At 71.7% G+C, this 18,991-nt stretch carries 14 protein-coding genes; 7 read left to right on the forward strand and 7 right to left on the reverse strand.

The genetic code is table 11. The annotated features are described in order from the left end of the window. Positions 1-23: 23 nt before the first annotated feature. Positions 24-2,474 (reverse strand): GTPase-associated protein 1-related protein, encoded by a 2,451-nt coding sequence (locus ABTZ59_RS21895; RefSeq protein WP_351409287.1) that lies wholly within the window; start codon positions 2,472-2,474, stop codon positions 24-26. A gap of 261 nt (positions 2,475-2,735) precedes the next feature. On the opposite strand from ABTZ59_RS21895, the gene ABTZ59_RS21900 reads away from it, so the two are divergent. Beyond that, positions 2,736-2,903 carry a hypothetical protein gene (locus tag ABTZ59_RS21900; protein ID WP_249947818.1) on the forward strand — a complete coding sequence of 56 codons (168 nt, stop codon included), beginning with the start codon at positions 2,736-2,738 and terminating at the stop codon, positions 2,901-2,903. A gap of 124 nt (positions 2,904-3,027) precedes the next feature. Here the strand turns inward: ABTZ59_RS21900 and ABTZ59_RS21905 are convergent, their stop codons facing one another. Next, positions 3,028-3,450 carry a VOC family protein gene (locus tag ABTZ59_RS21905; protein ID WP_351409297.1) on the reverse strand — a complete coding sequence of 141 codons (423 nt, stop codon included), beginning with the start codon at positions 3,448-3,450 and terminating at the stop codon, positions 3,028-3,030. A 160-nt stretch (positions 3,451-3,610) separates the two neighbouring features. On the opposite strand from ABTZ59_RS21905, the gene ABTZ59_RS21910 reads away from it, so the two are divergent. From ABTZ59_RS21910 to ABTZ59_RS21920, 3 genes are all read left to right on the forward strand, one after another. After that, positions 3,611-4,567: a hypothetical protein gene (locus tag ABTZ59_RS21910; protein ID WP_351409301.1), complete on the forward strand. Its 957-nt coding sequence runs from the start codon at positions 3,611-3,613 to the stop codon at positions 4,565-4,567. A gap of 109 nt (positions 4,568-4,676) precedes the next feature. Next, positions 4,677-5,807, forward strand: a complete 1,131-nt coding sequence (locus ABTZ59_RS21915) for an aminopeptidase P family protein (protein WP_351409311.1) — start codon at positions 4,677-4,679, stop codon at positions 5,805-5,807. A gap of 98 nt (positions 5,808-5,905) precedes the next feature. Continuing rightward, positions 5,906-6,826: a zinc-binding dehydrogenase gene (locus ABTZ59_RS21920; protein ID WP_351409319.1), complete on the forward strand. Its 921-nt coding sequence runs from the start codon at positions 5,906-5,908 to the stop codon at positions 6,824-6,826. A gap of 152 nt (positions 6,827-6,978) precedes the next feature. Here the strand turns inward: ABTZ59_RS21920 and treZ are convergent, their stop codons facing one another. Continuing rightward, complete coding sequence (gene treZ, locus ABTZ59_RS21925) at positions 6,979-8,733, reverse strand: malto-oligosyltrehalose trehalohydrolase (protein ID WP_351409333.1); 1,755 nt, start codon at positions 8,731-8,733, stop codon at positions 6,979-6,981. A gap of 200 nt (positions 8,734-8,933) precedes the next feature. Between treZ and ABTZ59_RS21930 the strand changes: the two genes are divergently transcribed. Next, complete coding sequence (locus ABTZ59_RS21930; RefSeq protein ID WP_351409345.1) at positions 8,934-9,482, forward strand: FHA domain-containing protein; 549 nt, start codon at positions 8,934-8,936, stop codon at positions 9,480-9,482. Positions 9,483-9,585: 103 nt separating this feature from the next. Here the strand turns inward: ABTZ59_RS21930 and ABTZ59_RS21935 are convergent, their stop codons facing one another. The 4 genes from ABTZ59_RS21935 to glgX form a co-directional block, all read right to left on the reverse strand. Next, positions 9,586-10,659 carry a lytic polysaccharide monooxygenase auxiliary activity family 9 protein gene (locus ABTZ59_RS21935; RefSeq protein ID WP_351409357.1) on the reverse strand — a complete coding sequence of 358 codons (1,074 nt, stop codon included), beginning with the start codon at positions 10,657-10,659 and terminating at the stop codon, positions 9,586-9,588. Positions 10,660-10,828: 169 nt separating this feature from the next. After that, complete coding sequence (gene treY / locus ABTZ59_RS21940; RefSeq protein ID WP_351409371.1) at positions 10,829-13,183, reverse strand: malto-oligosyltrehalose synthase; 2,355 nt, start codon at positions 13,181-13,183, stop codon at positions 10,829-10,831. 81 nt (positions 13,184-13,264) lie between these two features. After that, positions 13,265-14,161 carry a GNAT family N-acetyltransferase gene (locus ABTZ59_RS21945; protein WP_351409390.1) on the reverse strand — a complete coding sequence of 299 codons (897 nt, stop codon included), beginning with the start codon at positions 14,159-14,161 and terminating at the stop codon, positions 13,265-13,267. Between the two features lie 125 nt (positions 14,162-14,286). Further along, a complete protein-coding gene (gene glgX / locus ABTZ59_RS21950; protein ID WP_351409399.1) occupies positions 14,287-16,407 on the reverse strand; it encodes a glycogen debranching protein GlgX in 2,121 nt (706 codons plus the stop codon). Between the two features lie 440 nt (positions 16,408-16,847). Between glgX and ABTZ59_RS21955 the strand changes: the two genes are divergently transcribed. Together ABTZ59_RS21955 and ABTZ59_RS21960 are read left to right on the forward strand one after the other, a co-directional pair. Beyond that, positions 16,848-18,080, forward strand: a complete 1,233-nt coding sequence (locus ABTZ59_RS21955; protein WP_351409409.1) for a DUF5919 domain-containing protein — start codon at positions 16,848-16,850, stop codon at positions 18,078-18,080. Between the two features lie 177 nt (positions 18,081-18,257). Next, complete coding sequence (locus ABTZ59_RS21960) at positions 18,258-18,977, forward strand: 3'-5' exonuclease (protein WP_351409417.1); 720 nt, start codon at positions 18,258-18,260, stop codon at positions 18,975-18,977. Positions 18,978-18,991: the final 14 nt, after the last annotated feature.

Here is an 18,991-nt window from a genome sequence, read left to right on the forward strand (position 1 = left end):
GCCGTCGGCAGGGACGGCCTCGGCTAACGGGGCCGTCCGAGGCCGCCGAGGCGACGGCTCAGCCGGCCGAGGGCCCCCGGGCGGTTCCAGGCCCTGAACTCCTCCGCGCGGTGGGCCCCGGCGCGCTCAAGGCCGCGCTCGACGGAGCCGGTGGCCTCGTCGGACAGCGCGCGCACGACCGGCCGCAGCACCTTGTCGAGCAGCGCGGTACGGGTCGAGTCCCACGCCCGGTTCGCGCCGGGGAGCGAGCTCCACGCGATGAAGCAGTCGGCCGCGTAGGCCGGGGAGCTACGCAGCCGGTCGCGTACCCGCTCCTCCTGGGCGGCGGCCGCGTACGCGCTGAGCAGCCGCGGCTCGCCGCAGTGGATCATGGCGTACAGCTCGCCCTCCGGCCGCTCCTCGGAGAGCAGCCGGCGTGCGAGGGTCCCGAACACCCGGGCCAGCAGGGCCGGTTCCACCGGCTCGGCCTCGGCGCGCAGCGCCAGCACCCGTTCGGTCCACGGAGGCCCGGCCCGGCCCGCGCCGATCTCACCGATGAACTCAAGGAGCAGCAGGGCGCCCCGTGCGCGCGGCTCCAGCTCGTCGGGGAAGCAGCGCAGCAGATCATGGGCGAGCGCGGCGGCATCCGCTTCGTCGATGTCGGCGGGGGCGTCGGTGCCGGTGGCGGGATCGGTGCCGGTGGCGGGGTCGTCGAGCGCGGCCCGTACCAGCGTGCGCCAGGTGCCCGCGGCGCGGTGCGCGTCGGAGCCCGTCTCGCTGAGCAGCCGCCGCGCCTCGCCCGGTAGCGGGGCGCCACCGTCCCACACCAGCCGTACGGCCGTACGCAGCACCAGCGGATCGGTGAACGGCGAGACTCCGCAGGCGCGCAGCGCGGCATGCAGCGCGGCGAGGCCGTCGCCGCCCCCGGCGGCCGGAGTCCAGGGCGCACCCGCGCACATCCGCAGATGCGGCAGCGCCTGAACCCCCGTGAGAGCCAGGGGCGTACGGTCGAGCAGCCGGACGGCGGCGGGCGGATCCTCGGCGGCGAGCGTGTCCAGCGCGCTGAGCAGCGCGATACGCAGCTCGAAATGCTCCTCCAGGACGTCTTCGAGGACGTCTTCCAGGGCCGTGAGCGGATCCGGGGTGTCCGCGGTCTCCCGGACAGGACCCAGGTCCTGTCCTGCCGGACCCAGCAGGGAGCGGGCCAGCCGGTGGGCGAGAGCGGGCAGCAGATCCGTACAGTCCACCCCGAGCGCGTCGGCGACGCGCAGCAGTTCCACCGGCCGGGTGCCGGGTCCGCGGTCCGCGACCCCCGCGCGCAGTTCGGGAGCCAGACCGGCCGCGAGCCGCGGCCCGAGGTCGTCGGGAAGCGCGGTGAACAACCGTGTCAGGGCGGAGAATTCGGCCGTGGTCCGGTCCTCGGCGGTCGTCCGGAACGCCTCGACCAGCCGGCGCAGCCGGGCGTCACCCAGGGCTCGCGCGTGCGTGTGCGCCCAGTCGGCCGCCGCCGTACGGCCATCGGGACCGGGGGCGAGATCCGAGCAGAGGGCCACGCCGGCCAGCGCGCCGGGGGAGAAGACGCCACCGGGCAGCGCCGCCGCCTCCGTGAACAGCTCGGGGGCCCGGCCCAGCCAGACGCGCGCGGCGATCCCGGCCCAGATGTCCGTCGGCGTGTGCTCCGCGGGCACGGGGGCGGTGCAGTCGTGCACGCGGCAGCGGTGGTCACGGCCGTCCGGCTCCGGCGCGTCCCCGGGGAGTACGCCGACGATCCGCTGCCGGGCCTCGCGCGGCCGGCGCGTATAGGTGGTGAAGGTCAGCCGGTCGGCGTGGTCGCGCGGCAGGACGGCACAGGCCAGCGCGATCCACCGGGCCACATCGGCGCTGTCGCGCTCCACGAGGACGATCCGGGCCACCGGCTCCGCGGCCCGCGGCCCGGCTGTCTCCTCCGTCAGCTCGCGCAGACTGGCCAGGAAGCCGGGGAGCCAGGGGCCGCGCGAGGCGGCGAACCCGACCAGCGCCTCCCGTCCGAGAAGGCCCGACGGGGGAAGGGCCTCCAACTGGGCCGGAGCCCCGTCGGCCGGGGCGGCGGAGGCCCACCGCGACGAGTTCCAGGCGGAGATGGGCAGCCCTCCGCCCGGCAGTCCCGTGTCGGCCGGCAGCAGCACGGCATGGGTGTGGGAGCGGGCCACGCCGGCGCTGAAGCCCGTACCCGTACCCGTACCCTCGCTCGTACGCACCGCGCGGGCGAGCAGACGCGTGCCGTCGGAGAGCAGACTGTGACTGAACGCCTGGGGAAAGGCGGCGAGTTCGGCGGCGCCTGAGTGCTCGGGGGTGTCGCGCGGCGGCTCGTACCCGAGCAGCGGCTCGGCCTCCTTGAGCAGGGACGCCGGTATGCCCGGGGTCACCGCGGTGAACCGGGAGCCCGGTCCTTCGGGCGCGTAGGATCCGTCCGCTCCCTGCGGGGCCGAGGTGTAGTGCAGTTGCGCCAGGCTCATGCGCCGGCCCCCTTCGTTCCTTGCGTGCCCCGCCGTCAACCCGGCTCGGGCGGCGTCGAATTCGGCAGCACGAAGGTACCGTTCATCAAGAGGCCGCGTGCGGGGACCCCCGCCCCCGCACGGGCGGAGGCAGGGAATCACACCCGCGTTCGGGGGGTGTGCTGAACCCCGGGTTCGGGGGGCTGCCCTCCTGTGCTCGCGGGCTCGGTGCGAGAGAGTGGACGTGCTGAGGAAAGCGTCGCGGAAGGTGAAGGAAACCCCATGAAAGCCCTGCTCTGGATCGTGCTTATCGGCTGCCTGCTGGCCAACGTGTACTTGAACTTCCTGGTGGACGACGGCGGGACGGAGATCGCGCTGAGCGTCGTGGCCGGGCTCGGAGTGGTGGGGTCCGGACTGGGTTTATGGCTGCTGCGGAAGTCCCCGTCCTAGCAAACGGAAGTCCCCCTCCTGGCACACAGGGCTGGGACCTGGCGGGAGGCGCCGGGCAGGGCCATCGAGGGCCGTACGGGAGACCCCGTACGGCCCTCAGCCTTTCCGGCCGCCGGGTCGGTCCTCAGGCGGGCTGGAGCAGGTCCCAGCGGTTGCCGTACAAGTCCTCGAAGACGGCGACCGAGCCGTACGGCTCGTGGCGCGGCTCCTCCAGGAAGCGGACGCCGGCGGCCCGCATGCGCGCGTGATCGCGGGCGAAGTCGTCGGTATGGAGGAAGAAGCCGACCCGTCCGCCGGTCTGCACGCCGATGCTCGCGCGCTCGGTGTCGTCCTTGGCGCGCGCCAGCAGCAGGCACACGGAGGCCGCCGAGCCGTCCGAGCCGTCAGGACCACCGCCCGCGGAGGGGCGCGGGCGGACCACGACCCAGCGTGAGCCGTCGCCCCGCTCGGTGTCCTCGATCAGCTCGAAGCCGAGAGCCCGCGTATAGAAGGCGAGCGCCTTGTCGTAGTCGTCCACGACGAGGGTGACCAGGGCGATGTAAGGCATGTGACGTACGTTATACGTATGACCGGTGGCCAGCAAGAGTGGGTGAGGGAGGGGATGGCAGGATGCGGCCCGCCGCGTGGTGACCCGCTGCGACTAGCATCAGAAGTTGGGCGATCACCGGGACGGGCGATCACCCGACGAGCGGGCGGGAGGCGATGGTGTGGGGCTGTTCCGACGAGGGCCGAGGCGCGACAGCCGCGACGCGCCCCGGGACCTCGCGTTCCCCTTCTTCTCGGTCGACGAGGCCGCCCTCTTCCGCAGCCAGGTCCGGGAGGCCTTCGCCGAGCACGGCCTTGAGGTGACCCTCTACGCGGACCAGGTGACCGACAGCTCCGGCCGCCAGTTCGGGCTGGCCAATCTCGCCGCCGTCTGCCACCACGACGAGCGCGGCCCCCGCGTCTGGGGAGATCTGGCCCGGCGGCACGCGGGCATGGTGCTGCGCACGATGGACTCCCCGTCCGCCCTGGACACCCTGCCTCCCGAACAGATCCGGGCGCAGCTCTACCCCCGGGTGATCAGCGAGGACGGCCTCGACCCGCAGACGTTCGGCTATGCGCGCTCGGTCGCTCCCGGGCTGTACGAGGTGCTGGCCCTCGATCTCCCCGAGAGCGTCATGATGCTCACCGACGAGGCCCTGGAGCCGCTGGGCCGGCTCCAGCACCTCCGTGACCGGGCCCTGAGCAATCTCCAGGAGCTGCCCATCGAGGGGCACGAGACCGTCAAGGACTCCGACGGGATGCGCTTCGAGGTACTTCTCGGTGACTCCTTCTACACGGCCAGCAGGGTCCTGGTCCTGGACACCGTCGTACCGAGGATCACGGGCCGGCCGATCCCGCCGGACGGCGCGCTGGTGGCGATGCCCTACCGGCACCAGCTCGCCTTCCATGTCATCCACGACACCTCGATCATCCCGACGCTCAACGCCATGACCGCGTTCGCCGCCTCGGGGTACGAGGACGCCCCGGGGGCGGTGAGCCCGTATGTCTACTGGTGGCGCGCCGGCACGCTCACCCAGCTGAGCGCCAAGGACGGCGAGGGGCTGCGGATCGTCGTCGGGGACGACTTCCACGCGTTGCTGGAACGGCTGGCCCGCAAGGAGTCACCGGATGACCTCTGAGAAAGACATCCCGCGACATCCATAACATCCGTGAAATCTGTGAAATCCGGGACATTCGGGATGTCCGGGAACGGTATCCGGGTCCGTGAGAGATCGAGAAGGAGCACCTATGCCCACCACCGCCCCGCCGCCGCCCTTCACCGCTGACGACTACCGCGCCAGGATGGCCCGCGCGGCCGAGTCCGCCGCCGAGGCCGGACTGACGGGTGTGCTGATCGCGCCGGGCCCGGATCTGACGTATCTCACCGGGTACCGGCCGACCGCCGACACCGAGCGGCTCACGATGCTCGTCGTCGCGGCGGGCCAGGATCCGGTGCTCGTGGTGCCCACGCTGGAGGCGCCGGACGCGGCGCGCGCCCCCGGCGCCCCGGCGCTCACGCTGCGCGACTGGACGGACGGCACGGATCCGTACGGTGTGACGGCCCCGCTGCTCGACCGCGCGGGACGGTTCGGCGTCAGCGACAACGCCTGGGCGATGCATCTGCTCGGACTGCAACAGGCGCTGCCGGGCACCTCGTACACGGCGCTCACCGAAGCGCTGCCGATGCTGCGCGCCGTCAAGGACGCGCGGGAGCTGGACCGGCTCGCGGCCGCGGGCGCGGCGGCGGACGCCGCGTACGGCGAGATCCTGAAGGTCCGCTTCGCGGGGCGCCGGGAGCGGGACGTGGCCGCCGACCTCGCCGCGCTCCTTCTCGAACACGGCCATTCCCAGGTCGACTTCACCGTGGTCGGCTCGGGCCCGAACGGCGCCGATCCGCACCATGAGGCCGATGACCGCGTCATCGCCCACGGCGACATGGTCGTCCTCGACTTCGGCGGGCTCAAGTACGGCTATGGCTCCGACACCACCCGTACCGTCCATGTCGGCGAGCCCGACGCCGAGGAGCGGCGCGTGCACGATCTCGTACGTGAGGCGCAGCAGGCCGGGTTCGAAGCCGTCCGGCCCGGTGCCGCCTGCCAGGACGTCGACCGCGCGGCCCGCGCGGTCATCTCCGCCGCGGGGTACGGCGAGTACTTCATCCACCGCACCGGCCATGGCATCGGGGTCACCACCCATGAGCCGCCGTACATGATCGAGGGCGAGGAGCGTGCGCTGGTCCCCGGCATGTGCTTCTCGGTCGAGCCCGGTGTCTATCTGCCGGGGCGCTTCGGTGTGCGGATCGAGGACATCGTCACGGTCACGGCGGACGGCGGCCGTCGCCTCAACAACACACCGCACGAGATGGCGATCGTCGAATAGGTCACAGCCGCCGCGTGGCGACATATTCCGGGAGCGCGACGCGTTGCGCGGAAGAGGACTCCGCGTATCGGCGCGGTGATCGAGAGGAAGGAACGGACATGCGAGCGCTCCTGTACGACCCCGAGGCACCTCAGGGTTTCCGCCTCGGGGAGGCTCCCGAACCGGTTCCGACGGAGTCCCAGGCGCTGGTCGAGGTGCACGCGGTGTCGTTCAACTTCGGCGAGATCGCCTACCGGGAAGGGAGGCTGAGCCCGGGAGAGGTCTCCGGCTGGGACGCGGCGGGGGTCGTCGTACGGGCCGCGGCCGACGGTTCCGGGCCGTCGGCGGGGGAGCGCGTGGTGACCTTCGGCTGGACGGGCGCCTGGGCCGCGCTCCGCGCGGTGGAGACCGGTGAGCTGGCGGTCGTGCCGGACGGGGTGGACCTCGGCGCCGCGAGCGCCCTGCCCGTCGCGGGTCTCACCGCGCTCCAGGCGCTGCGGCGCCTCGGCCCGGTGGTGGGCCGCCGGGTGCTGATCACCGGCGCGTCGGGCGGCGTCGGTCGCTACGCGGTGCAGTTGGCCGCGCGCGCGGGCGCGCGGGTCGTGGCCTCGGTGGGCAGCCAGGCCCGTGGTGAAGGGCTGCGCGAGCTGGGCGCGGACGAGGTCGTCATCGGTCCGGAGAATGTCACGGCGCCCGTCTTCGGTGTGCTGGACAACGTGGGCGGCGCCCAACTGGCCGAGGCTTTCGCGAAGGTCGAGTCCGGCGGCTCCGTCCAGGCCATCGGCAAGGCATCCCTCCAGTCGACCGTCATCGACTTCGAGGCGGAGCGGCATCGTGGCGGACACCGGCGGATCGAGGTCTTCACCGTGGACGCGCCGATCGGGGCCGACCTCACCTATCTGGTGGGCCTCCTGGACCAAGGTCTGCTGGACCCGCAGATCGGCTGGCGCGGCTCCTGGGAGCGCGCGGCGGAGGCGGCGGAGGCGCTGCTCGGCCGCCGGGTCCGGGGGAAGGCCGTACTCGACGTCGTCCGTACCTGACGGCCCCGAACCCGGCCCCGAACCCGGCCCCGAACCCGGCCCCGAACCCGGTCTGGAACGTGGCCGTGAACCCGGGCTCGAACGTGGCCCCGAAGCCGGCCTCGAACGCGAACCCGGCCCCCGGGGCCGGGTTCGCGGCGCCCGAGCCGGAATCAGCCGTCCGTCAGCACCACGCACGACTCCGGCGGCAGCCGCAGCACGCCGTCCGCGCCCGGTGGCTCGGTGGGCTCCCAGGACGCCAGCACCCGGCCCGCGTTGCCGAGCGGGATCAGCGCGGGCTCGCCGGAGAGATTCACCGCGACCCGCAGATCGCCCCTCCGGTACGCCAGCCAGCGCGCCTCCTCGTCGTACGCCACCCGGATCGCCGCCAGATCCTGATCGGAGAGATCCGGTTGGGTGTGCCGGAGGGCGATCAGCTCGCGGTACCAGGCCAGCAGGCGCGCGTGCGGTTCCTTCCCGGCCTCGGAGCGGTCCAGACAGGAGCGTTCCCGCGTCGCCGGGTCCTGCGGGTCGGGGATGTCCCGCGCGGCCCAGCCGTGCGCGGCGAACTCCCGGCGCCTGCCGGTGCGTACGGCCTCGGCGAGCACCGGGTCGGGGTGGTCGGTGAAGAACTGCCAGGGGGTGGTCGCGCCCCACTCCTCGCCCATGAACAGCATCGGGGTGTGCGGCCCCGTCAGGACGAGGCCGGCGGCGCAGGCCAGCAGCCCGGGGGAGAGGGTGGCGGAGAGCCGGTCGCCGAGGGCGCGGTTGCCGATCTGGTCATGGGTCTGGGCGTAGCCGAGGAAGCGGTGGGCGGGTGTTCTCGTACGGTCGACGGGCCGGCCGTGCGTCCGGCCCCGGAAGCTCGAATACGTACCGTCGTGGAAGAAGACCCGGGTGAGCGTCTTGGCCAGCGCGGCCAGCGGCTCGCGCGCGAAGTCGGCGTAGTAGCCCTGGGATTCACCGGTGAGCGCCGAGTGCAGCGCATGATGGAAGTCGTCGTTCCACTGCGCGTGCAACCCGAGGCCGCCCGCCGCGCGCGGGGTGGTGGTGCGCGGATCGCCGAGGTCGGACTCGGCGATCAGGAACAGCGGTCGCCCCAGCTCGGCGGAGAGCGCGTCGACGGCCGTCGACAACTCTTCGAGGAAGGTCAGCGCGCGCCGGTCGGCGAGCGCGTGCACGGCGTCGAGCCGTAGCCCGTCGAGCCGGAAGTCCCGCAGCCAGGCCAGGGCACTGCCCAGCAGATACGCGCGTACCTCGTCCGAGCCGGGGGCGTCCAGATTGACGGCCGCGCCCCACGGCGTGTGGTGGGTGTCGGTGAAGTACGGGCCGAAGCGCGGCAGATGGTTGCCGGCGGGGCCGAGATGGTTGTGCACCACGTCGAGCACCACGCCCAGGCCCAGGCGGTGTGCCGCGTCGACGAAGCGCTTCAGCCCCTCGGGGCCGCCGTACGGCTCATGGACCGCCCACGGCGATACCCCCTCGTACCCCCACCCGTGGGTCCCGGGGAAGGGGCACACCGGCATCAGCTCGACATGGGTGATGCCCAGTTCGGCCAGCGGGGCGAGCCGTTCGGCCGCCGCGTCGAAGGTGCCCTCGCGGGTGAACGTACCGATGTGCAGCTCGTACAGAACCGCGCCGGGCAGATCGCGGCCCCGCCACGGCGTGTGCCACGCGTAGGCCGCCTGGTCGACGACGGCGCTCGGACCGTCGGGGCCGTCCGGCTGGCGGCGGGAGCGCGGATCGGGCAGTACGGGCCCGCCGTCGAGCGCGAAGCCGTACCGCGTACCGTCGGCGGCGGGCGCCTCGACGGTCCACCAGCCCGCCCGTGCCGGATCGCGCTCCATGGACAGTCCGGCGGGCCCGTCGTCCGCGAGCCGGAGTACGATCCCGTTCTGCGCCTGCGGCGCCCACACCTCGAACCGCACGGGTGGTTCCCCCTCGTCGTCGGCACTCTCACTGTCCAATGCTCTCCGCCACACGGTGACAAATTCCAGGGTGACAAGCGAGGCGGCGCGAGGCGCGGCGAAGGTGGTGAAGGGGTGGATGTGACCTGGTGCGCGTACGGAGTCCCGGGAACTCCGTACTGTCTGGACACCTCAGGTCCGTCGGCAGGACAATCACGTCTGTGACGTCCTCCTTCGAGTTCCACACGTATCCCGCGCGGCTCTCCGACGCCGAGCGCGACCGTGTCCTCGCGGTACTCCGGGAAGGCGCCGCGCAGGGCAAGCTGTCGCACGACACCTTCCTGCGCCGGATGGATCTGGCGCTGGCCGCCCGCAGGGCCGATGAGCTGAAGCTGCTCACCGCGGATCTGGAATCCGAAGGGCCGTGGTCCCGCCGGGTGTTCGGCACGGTGAGCCGGATGTCCGCGTTCTCGCAGCGGCTGCGCAGGGCCTGGCAGGCGGAGCGGCTGCCGAAGCTGCTGCTGCCTCAGCCCGGCCCGTATCCACTGCGGATAGGCCGTGATCCGGTCAACGGGCTCCGGCTCAGCCATGACACGGTCTCGCGGCTGCACGCCGAACTGAGCATGCAGGGCGGGCGATGGATCCTGCGCGATCTCGGCTCGACCAACGGCACGACCGTCAACGGACTGCGGGTGACCACGACGGTCGAGGTACGGGACGGGGATCTGGTGAGCTTCGGGACGATCGCCTTCCGGCTCGCCTCGCACTGAACGGGATCCCGCGGGTGAGAGGACGGACCCGGCCCGCCGTTCCGGTGGGGGCGGGGAACGGCGGGCCGGGCGCTTGGTGGTTCGGTGCCCGCGAGCGCGCGGGTCAGTGCACGGAGCAGGGCGATGCGGAGGCGGTGTCCGGCGGGCCTCCGGTGGCCACGTAACTGAAGGTGGTGGAGGCCCCGGCGGCCAACGAGCCGTTCCAGTCGGCGTTGTGGACCATCACGTCCTGGCCGCCGTAGGTGGCGTTGCCGTTCCAGAGACTGTCCACGCGCTGGCCGCTCGGCAGCGTGAACTCCACCATCCAGCCGAGGATCGGATGGCCGCCGGTGTTCTTCACCGTGACCTCCGTCTGATAGCCGCCCGACCAGGTGCCGGTGGTCGCGCGGGTGGCGGTGCAGGTGGCCGTGGGATCGGTGGGCGGGTCGGTCGGGTTCCCGGGGTCGCCGACACCGGTCACCTCGCCCTTGCCGCCGTCGAAGACCACATCGGAGCAGCTGTAGAAGGTCTCTTTGCTGTCCGAGCGCTCCCACACCATGTAGATGATGTGCCGGCCGGACTTTCCGCCGGGGAGGTTGCCGGTCCACTTGTAGGCGCCCTCCACCGTCCCGACGGGCCCGGTGACCTGCGGGTGGTCGACGGTCAGGAAGGGCGTCGGCTCCAGATCGGCCCAGCTGAAGGTCCTGGTGGGGTCGAACCCGTCCTTGGTGATGTAGACCCGGAACCAACCGGGGTGTGCCGCCCAGGCGTTGTACGAGAAGTCGAGCGACGCGCCCGAGGTCAGATGGGTCAGCGGCCAGTCGTTCCTGGCCAGGTCGAAGCCGGTGAACGTGGTGTTGCCGCCGCTGCACAACTGTCCGTCGGGGATGAAGCCCTGGGTCCGGCCGGCGCCGTCGGAGCGCAGTACGGAGAACCAGTTGTAGAGCGGGGTGGTGCCGCCCGCGGCGACGGCCGCGCGGCAGGCGGGGTTGATGGGTTTGATCTCACCGGTGCTGCTCAGGCCGTCCCTCCAGCACATGAACGTACGGCTGGCCGGCTGCATGGGGGTGCCGTGGGCGGAGGAGGTCCCGCTGTTGCCGACGACCAGCAGCAGGGCGGGGAGTACGGCGAGCAGGGCGAGGAGGACGGCTCTGCGGGGATGCGACAGCCATCGGGGCCGTCGTGGGGGGTGGTTCATCACGCGAGTCCCTTCGACGTGATCATGACAAATGAACGATGATTGGGAGCGCTCCCATCTCGAAACGTAGCGCGGGCGGGTCCCTCTGTAAACGCTTCGTGTGCGGAAAGGCCGCGCGGACGGATCGTCCGGCGGGCCCGTCAGTCGGCCGTAGTGTCCGGCGGGCCCGTCAGTCGGCCGTCAGCAGCGCCACCGGATACTGGTCCAGCAGCTCCGCGAGCCTCGGCGCGCCCGACACCTCACGCCCCGTCAGCACATCGCGCCAGCGGCCGGGCGGCAGCGCCAGTTCGGTGGAGCGCCACCCTCCGGAGCGCTCAAGTCCGTACGGCAGCCGGGTGGTTACCGTGATCACGCGCCCCGACCTGACGAAGGCCAGACAGTGCGAGGAGGCCGGGCCGGCCGCGGGCAGCGGGGCGTATGTCCCCGACTCGCCGAAGAACTCCGGCCGTTCACCGCGCAGCCGGAGCGCCGCCGTCGTGATCACCGTCTTGTCGTCCGGCGGCCCGGTCCTGAACGGTCGCCTGTTGTCCGGGTCCACCAGCGCGAAGTACGCGCGCTCCGTGCCCTGGTAGAGATCGGGCACCCCCGGCATGGTCAGCTGCACCAGCGCCGCGCCCAGCGCACTCGCCCGCGCGTACGGCGCCAGCGCACGGCTGAGCGCCGCGACCGTACGCCGTGCGGGACCGGCGGGGCCGGCCTCCACAAACGCGGCCACCGCCTGTTCGTACAGCGGCTCCGCCTCTGTCCAACTGGTGTGCAGCCCGGCCTCCCGTACGGACTTCAGCAGCGCGGGCACCATCCGCGAGCCCTCCGGGAGCACGCCCTCGGCGGCCGGGGTGAAGCCCACCGCCGTCTGCCACGCCTGCCAGGCCACCTGCGGATCGGGCGCCGGCGCGGGCACGGCCCCCACCACCCGCTCCAGCAACTCGTCCCAGCGCTCCGGGCACTCGGACAGGACGGCGATCCCGGCCCGTACGTCCGCGCTGCGCTTGGTGTCATGCGTGGTCAGTACGGTGCCGGTGGCCGGCCAGTCGCGCGCCAGCCGCGCGCAGTACGCGTGGAACCGCTCGGGGCTCACCGCGGGATTGCCCGGATCGCCGCCCACCTCGTTCGCGGAGATCAGCGGCACATAGCGGTAGAACGCCGTGTCCTCCACCGACTTGGCGCGCAGTGCGGACGCGGTCTGGGCGAAGCGCGCGCAGAAGGCCGTATGGTCCGGGCCCGTACCGAGCCTGCCGAGGGCCAGCTCCCGCACCACGTCCACGGCCGTCGCCTCCCGCTCCACCGGGAAGACCCTCTTCGCCTGCCGTGCCGCGTCCGCCGGGACCGCCGCCTCGGCCGCCTCGGGGCAGGGGCCGCCCGCCGTCGTGTAGGGGCGGTAGACGGGGACCCGTACCAGCAGCTCCCGGATCGCGGTGCGCAGCGCCCACGGCGCTTGGTCGCGCAGTGCCGGGTCGGCGGCGCAGACGCGCTGCGCCATACGGACCAAGGTGGAGATCTCGGCGGCCAGTTCATGGAAGACGACCTTGTACGCGGCCCGGCGTACCGTCCCCTCCCAGTAGCCGCCCCGGTCCCCGACGGGCGCGGCGACCTCGCGGTAGCGCACCTCAAGCGCCTCGGCGCCCACCGGGTCCGTGAACACCCCGTCGACATGGCGCAGCGCGTCATATCCGGTGGTGCCCGCGACCGGCCACCCCGCGGGCAGTACCTCGTCGTCGGCGAGGATCTTCTCCACGACCGTCCAGCACTGCCCGGCCGTCGCCTCGTGCAGTCGGCGCAGATACTCCTCCGGGTCCGCGAGACCGTCCGGGTGGTCGATACGCAGCCCCTGGACGACTCCGTCCCGTACCAGTTCGATGATCTTGGCGTGGGTGGCGGCGAACACCTCCGGATCCTCCACCCGCAGGCCGATCAGTTCGGAGATGGTGAAGAAGCGGCGGTAGTTGAGCTCGGTACGGGCCAGCCGCCACCAGGCGAGCCGGTAGTGCTGGGCGTCGAGCAGTTCGGGCAGCCCCAGGTGTTCGGTGCCGGGCGCGAGCGGGAAGCGCTGGTCGCCGTGGTGCAGCAGCCCGCCCTCGACGCTCAGCCCGCCCGCGTCCAGCTCCTCCCCGATCGGCCCGGCCAGCACGGGCAGCAGCAGCTTGCCGTCGCCCGCCGCCCAGTCGATGTCGAACCAGCGGGCGTACGGCGAGTCCCGGCCCTCGCGCAGCACCTCCCAGAGCGCCTTGTTGTGCCGGGGCGCGGCGGCCATGTGGTTGGGCACGATGTCGAGGACGATCCCGAGACCATGCTCGCGCGCCCGGCCGGCCAGCCGCCGCAGCCCCTCCTCGCCGCCCAGCTCGGCCCGTACGGTGGAATGGTCGACCACGTCATAGCCGTGCGTCGAGCCCGGTACGGCCTCCAGGACGGGCGACAGATGCAGATGCGAGACCCCGAGCGCGGCGAGATACGGGACGGCCTTGGCGGCGGCCGCGAACGGGAAGTCCGGCTGGAGCTGGAGCCGATAGGTCGCGGTGGGAGTCATACGATCGTACGTACCCCGCTTCTCGGTATCTGTGTCATACGGGATTCGTACGGGATCCGTGTCATACGCGGTCATGCGTGGTCACCCCAGAGAGCCGGGCGAGCCGGTCGAGCCCGCTGCCCCCGTCGACGCCGCTGGCTCCGCTGCCCCCGTCGACGCCGCTGCCCCCGTTGACTCCGCTGGCTCCGCTGATCCAGGTACCCGTGGCCGGTACAGGAACGGCGTCGTCGAGCTGAGCACCCTGAACCCGAGGCGCTCAAGGATCGGGCGGCTCAGGTCCGTCGCGTCGACATGGAGCAGGCGGTAGCCGCGCTCGGCGGCGATCCTGGCCCGATGGGCGACCAGGGCGCGGTAGAGACCGCGGCCACGCCAGTCCCGTACCGTCCCGCCGCCCCACAGCCCGGCGAAGTCCGCGCCCGGGGGCAGCTCCATCCGGGCCGCGCTCACGGGCGTGTCGCCCGCCATGGCGACGACCGCCACGACGGTCTCCGGGGCGGACGCGAGCTGCGCCGACAGCCGCTCCCGCAGCCATGTGCCGTCCGTCCCGAACGCCCGCTCGTGGACGTCCGCCAGCAGTTCCGCGCCCGCCGCGTCGGTCACGGTGAGCAGCCGTACACCGTCGGGCAGAGCGGGCTCGTCGGGCGCGTCCCCTGTCTCCCGGACCATCAGCGCTTCGCTGGCCCCGGGGGTGAAGCCGGCCGCGCGGAGCCGGTCGGCGAGGCCGACGGGCCGGTCGTGGGCGTACAGCTTCCACTCGAACTCACGCCCGAGCGAGGTGAAGTGCGCGATCTGCGCGGCGATCGCCCCGGCGGCCGTGTCCTCGGTCAGCTCCGACCAGAGGACACCGTGCCAGTCGTGCGCCGCGCCTGACTGGCGGACGACCTGCCCCACCCGTTCGACCCGGACGCCGGGGCCGTCGGGCCGCGCGTCCCGCCGTATCCGCCGGTCGAAGGCGGCCAGTTCCGCATCGTGATCCATCCGGCCACTGGAACATCACGGGGGCGGCGCGGCAACCGGGTTTCCCGTACGCGCCGCCCCTCGGTACGGATCCGGGTTCCGGCCGGGATCCGGATCCCGGCCGGGACCATCCGGAGTACGGGGCCCTACGCCGGTCGCATCAGCACCGTCAGGCTGCGGCCGATCATCGTGATCCGCTCACCGCCGTCGACCTTCTCGCCCTGCCCCGGAGTCACTCCCTCGGGCCGGGCGGTGTCCACCATGATCCGCCAGTGCTCGCCGTGGTTCACCGGCACCACGAACTCCAGCTTCTCCGCGCTCGCGTTGAACATCAGCAGGAACGAGTCGTCCGAGATCCGCTCGCCGCGCGGCCCCGGCTCCGAGATCGCGCCACCGTTCAGAAAGACCGTCATGGCCTTGGCATGCGCGGCCTGCCAGTCCTGCTGGGTCATCTCCTCGCCCTCCGGCGTGAACCACGAGATGTCCGACAGATCGTCGTGCGTCCCCTCCACCGGGCGCCCGTGGAAGAAGCGCCGGCGCCGGAACACCGGATGGTCGCGCCGCAGCCACACCATCGCCTGGGTGAACTCCAGCATGGTGGTGTCGGTCTCCACCCCTTTCTCCGGCCAGCGGACCCAGGAGACCTCGTTGTCCTGGCAGTACGCGTTGTTGTTGCCGCCCTGCGTACGGGCGAACTCGTCGCCGTGGCTGAGCATCGGGACGCCCTGCGAGAGCATCAGCGTCGCGATGAAGTTCCGCATCTGGCGATTGCGCAGCTCCAGGATCTCCGGGTCCTCGGTGTCGCCCTCCGCCCCGCAGTTCCAGGACCGGTTGTGGCTCTCGCCGTCCCGGTTGGACTCGCCGTTGGCCTCGTTGTGCTTCTCGTTGTACGAGACGAGATCGTGCAGCGTGAAACCGTCGTGACAGGTGGTGAAGTTGATGGAGGCCAGCGGCCGTCGCCCGTCGTCCTGGTAGAGATCGGACGAGCCGGTCAGCCGGGACGCGAACTCCGCCAGCGTCCTGGGCTCGCCCCGCCACAGGTCCCGCACGGTGTCGCGGTATTTGCCGTTCCACTCCGTCCACAGCGGCGGGAAGTTCCCCACCTGGTAGCCGCCCTCGCCCACGTCCCACGGCTCGGCGATCAGCTTCACCTGGCTGACCACCGGGTCCTGCTGGACGAGGTCGAAGAACGACGACAGGCGGTCCACCTCGTGGAACTGACGGGCCAGCGTCGCCGCGAGGTCGAAGCGGAAGCCGTCGACATGCATCTCGGTCACCCAGTACCGCAGCGAGTCCATGATCAGCTGGAGTACGTGCGGGCTCCGCATCAGCAGGGAGTTCCCGGTCCCCGTGGTGTCCGTGTAGTAGCGGGGATTCTCGGCGAGCCGGTAGTACTGCGCGTTGTCGAGACCGCGGAAGGAGAGGGTCGGGCCGAGGTGGTTGCCCTCCGCCGTGTGGTTGTAGACAACGTCGAGGATGACCTCGATCCCGGCGCGGTGCAGCGCCCGTACGGCCTGTTTGAACTCCAGGACCTGTTCTCCCCGGTCGCCCCAGGAGGCGTACGCGTTGTGCGGGGCGAAGAAGCCGATGGTGTTGTAGCCCCAGTAATTGCCGAGACTCGCGTCGACCAGCCGGTGGTCATTGACGAACTGATGCACCGGCATCAGCTCCAGCGCGGTCACGCCCAGCTCCGTCAGATGTTCGATCACCGCCGGATGGGCGAGTCCGGCGTAGGTGCCGCGCAGCTCCTCGGGCAGCTCCGGATGGAGCATGGTCAGGCCCTTCACATGGGCCTCGTAGAGCACCGTGCGGTGATAGTCCGTACGGGGCAGCCGGTCGTCGCCCCAGTCGAAGTACGGATTGACGACGACGGAGGACATCGTGTGGGGGGCCGAGTCCATGTCATTGCGCGAGTCCGGCTTGCCGAAGTGGTAGCCGTACACCGACTCACCCCAGTCGATACTGCCGCTGATCGCACGCGCGTACGGATCGAGAAGCAGCTTGGCGGAGTTGCAGCGGTGACCGCGCTCCGGCTCATAGGGGCCATGGACCCGGAAGCCATAGCGCTGACCGGGCATGATGCCCGGCAGATAGGCGTGCCGTACGAAGGCGTCCGTCTCGCGCAGCTCCACCGCCGTTTCTGAACCGTCGTCGTGCAGCAGGCACAACTCGATTCGGCCGGCGACCTCTGAGTAGACCGCGAAGTTGGTACCGGCGCCGTCGTACGTGGCGCCGAGGGGATACGTCTGTCCCGGCCAGACCTGCATAGATACGACTCTTCCATTTCTGATCCGGGTGCTGCGGGCCTCTTGAGAGGCCACGTGCCTGGATGGGGCGGCCTCTGAGCCAGATCTTCCCCGAAAGAAGGGCAACCACCTAGGAACCCGATGGGTTCTTGCCTCTTCTTGCCGGTTCTCGGCCGGGGCGGCGCCGGGGACGCGGCCCGGCGTCAATCCGGCGTGACGGGCCGTCGCCGGGATCGCCGCGAGGGCCCCGGCGGACCCGCGCGCCCCACGGCGCCCCGGCGGACCCGGGAACGGACCAGGTCCAACCGCTATGAATCACCTCACTCCGGCCGATCTCGGCGCCAGGAACAAGCCTCACGATTAAGGGAGTTGGGAAAGGAGCCTGTGCATCCTGCTGCACCGCCTCCGGGATGCGGAGTACCCTTCCTTGATCGTTGAAGGGGAGAGAAGGCGGTGCGCGGGTGAGCTCGGGAGGGCTGGAGTTGCCCCCTGGTGACGCGGGTCATACGGGGGAATCCGGTGACATCCCGCCCGGAGCGGTCTCCCTCGCGCGACCGATGGAGATCGGGGCGGAACTGGAGTGGGGCGCGGACGCCTGGAGCGAAGTGCGCACGCGCGCACAGCGTGCCGGGCGCGCCTATATCTGGCTGAATCTCGTGGAACAGCGGCTGCGCGCGGTGGTCGCCGCGGTCCTGCGGCCCATCTATGAGCCCGTGCACGGCGAGGAGTGGGTGGTCGCCGCCGCCGGACCCGCCGGGCAGGAGTGGGTGCAGCGGGCCGTCGCCGTACGGGAGGTGTCGCGGCGCAAGGGGTATCTGCTCGACCCGGCCGACGACAACGTCCTGAGCTTTCTCACCCTCCCACAGCTGCGTGAGCTGATGGTCCAGCACTGGCCCTGCTTCGAACCCTATTTCGACGACCGCCGGGACGTGGAACTGGCGCTGGACGAGCTGGAGGTCGCGCGCAATGTCGTCTCCCGCAACCGTGCGCTCAACGAGACGGTCCTCGCCCAGGCGGAGCGGGCCTCGGCCAAGCTGCTGGAGATCCTGGGCGGCGGCAGCGGGGTGCCCTCCGCGGCGCGGCTCCGGGTCGACGCGGTGGAGGACCTGGTCGGCGACCGGTACGCGGACGTGGTCTCCGTACACCCCGATCGGGTGAGACTGCAACGGCAGATTCCCGCCGAGGATCTGTTCGGCGGCGCCCGGCGTGTCGACGCCATCGGGATCGGTCTGAATCTGCTCGTACAGAACTTCTCCGGACGGCGGCTGATCCGGCTGGCCGAATCGGGCTGCCGGATACGGCTGGTCTTCCTGAACCCGGCGAGCAGCGCCGTCAAGCGCAGGGAGCGCGAGCTGGGGCTCAAGAAGGGCGAGCTGAGCCGGTCGGTGGAGATGAACATCCTTCATATGCGCCGGGTGCGCTCCAAACTGCGTGATCCGGGCGCCTTCGAGATCCATGTCTTCGACGAGACCCCACGCTTCACCGCGTATCTCGTCGACGGGGACGGGTCCGACGGTCTGGCCGTCGTCCAGTCCTATCTGCGCCGGGCCCGGGGCATGGAGGCGCCGGTACTGGTGCTGAGGGGCGGCGGGCGTGAGGTGGTGCGCGCGGGGCAGGACTCGGAGCACGGTCTCTTCCAGACCTACCGCGAGGAGTTCGAGGCGGTCTGGGCCGACTCCAGGCCGGTCTCCTGAGCCGCCGTCTGAGCCAGGAGCCGGGAGCCGGGAGCGGGGGCCGGGAGCCAGGAGCCGCGGCCGACGGCCGGGAGCGGGAGCCGGCAGACGGAGCGCGTGCCAGGGCACTGTCAGTGGTGCGTGGCAGGGTGAATGTCCAACGGGGGAAGCACCACCGCACCATGAGGGAGGGCCACGATGACTTGGCATGGGGATTCACTGGTCGGTTTCGATCTGGAGACCACGGGCACCGAGCCGCTGGAGGCACGGATCGTGACGGCCGCGGTGGTCGAGGTGCGGGGCGGTGAGGTGGTACGGCAGCGGACGTGGCTGGCCGACCCGGGCATCCGGATCCCCGCCCAGGCGTCCGCGGTGCACGGCATCAGCAGCGAACGGGCCGCGGCGGAGGGGCGTCCCGCACCCGAGGTGGCCGGGGAGATCGCCGGGATCCTCGGTGAGTACTGGACGCGCGGGGTGCCCGTCGTGGCGTACAACGCGCCGTTCGATCTGACCCTGCTCTCCGCCGAGTTGCGCCGGTACGGACTGCCGCCGCTGGGGCCGGTCGGGCCGGTGATCGACCCGTATACGATCGACCGCGCCGTCGACCGTTACCGCCGGGGCAAGCGCACGCTGGAGGCGGTCTGCGCGGAGTACGGCGTGGTGCTCGACGCCGCACACGAAGCGGGCGCGGACGCGCTGGCGGCGGTCCGGGTGGCCACGGCGATAGCGGAGCGGCATGCCTCGGTGGCCGGGCTGACCCCGGCTCTGCTGCATGAGCGTCAGATCGGCTGGTACGCCGAGTGGGCGGCCGACTTCCAGAAGTTCCTGCGGAAGAAGGGCGACGCGGAGGCGGTGATCGACAGGGTCTGGCCGCTGCGCGATCCGGCGACCGAGCCGTCGGCCCGGGCGACGCCCTGACTCAAGAGGGCTCC

Source organism: Streptomyces sp. NPDC094034, assembly GCF_040303865.1.
In the GTDB taxonomy this organism is placed as follows: Bacteria; Actinomycetota; Actinomycetes; order Streptomycetales; family Streptomycetaceae; genus Streptomyces.

Bases quoted from the DNA above. Each gene is read 5' to 3' on its own strand.
- ABTZ59_RS21905 (WP_351409297.1), bottom strand. From the start codon at position 3,450: ATGCCTTACATCGCCCTGGTCACCCTCGTCGTGGACGACTACGACAAG.
- ABTZ59_RS21900 (WP_249947818.1), top strand. From the start codon at position 2,736: ATGAAAGCCCTGCTCTGGATCGTGCTTATCGGCTGCCTGCTGGCCAAC.
- ABTZ59_RS21960 (WP_351409417.1), top strand. From the start codon at position 18,258: ATGACTTGGCATGGGGATTCACTGGTCGGTTTCGATCTGGAGACCACG.
- ABTZ59_RS21895 (WP_351409287.1), bottom strand. From the start codon at position 2,474: ATGAGCCTGGCGCAACTGCACTACACCTCGGCCCCGCAGGGAGCGGAC.
- ABTZ59_RS21915 (WP_351409311.1), top strand. From the start codon at position 4,677: ATGCCCACCACCGCCCCGCCGCCGCCCTTCACCGCTGACGACTACCGC.
- ABTZ59_RS21935 (WP_351409357.1), bottom strand. From the start codon at position 10,659: ATGAACCACCCCCCACGACGGCCCCGATGGCTGTCGCATCCCCGCAGA.
- ABTZ59_RS21920 (WP_351409319.1), top strand. From the start codon at position 5,906: ATGCGAGCGCTCCTGTACGACCCCGAGGCACCTCAGGGTTTCCGCCTC.
- glgX (WP_351409399.1), bottom strand. From the start codon at position 16,407: ATGCAGGTCTGGCCGGGACAGACGTATCCCCTCGGCGCCACGTACGAC.
- treY (WP_351409371.1), bottom strand. From the start codon at position 13,183: ATGACTCCCACCGCGACCTATCGGCTCCAGCTCCAGCCGGACTTCCCG.
- ABTZ59_RS21945 (WP_351409390.1), bottom strand. From the start codon at position 14,161: ATGGATCACGATGCGGAACTGGCCGCCTTCGACCGGCGGATACGGCGG.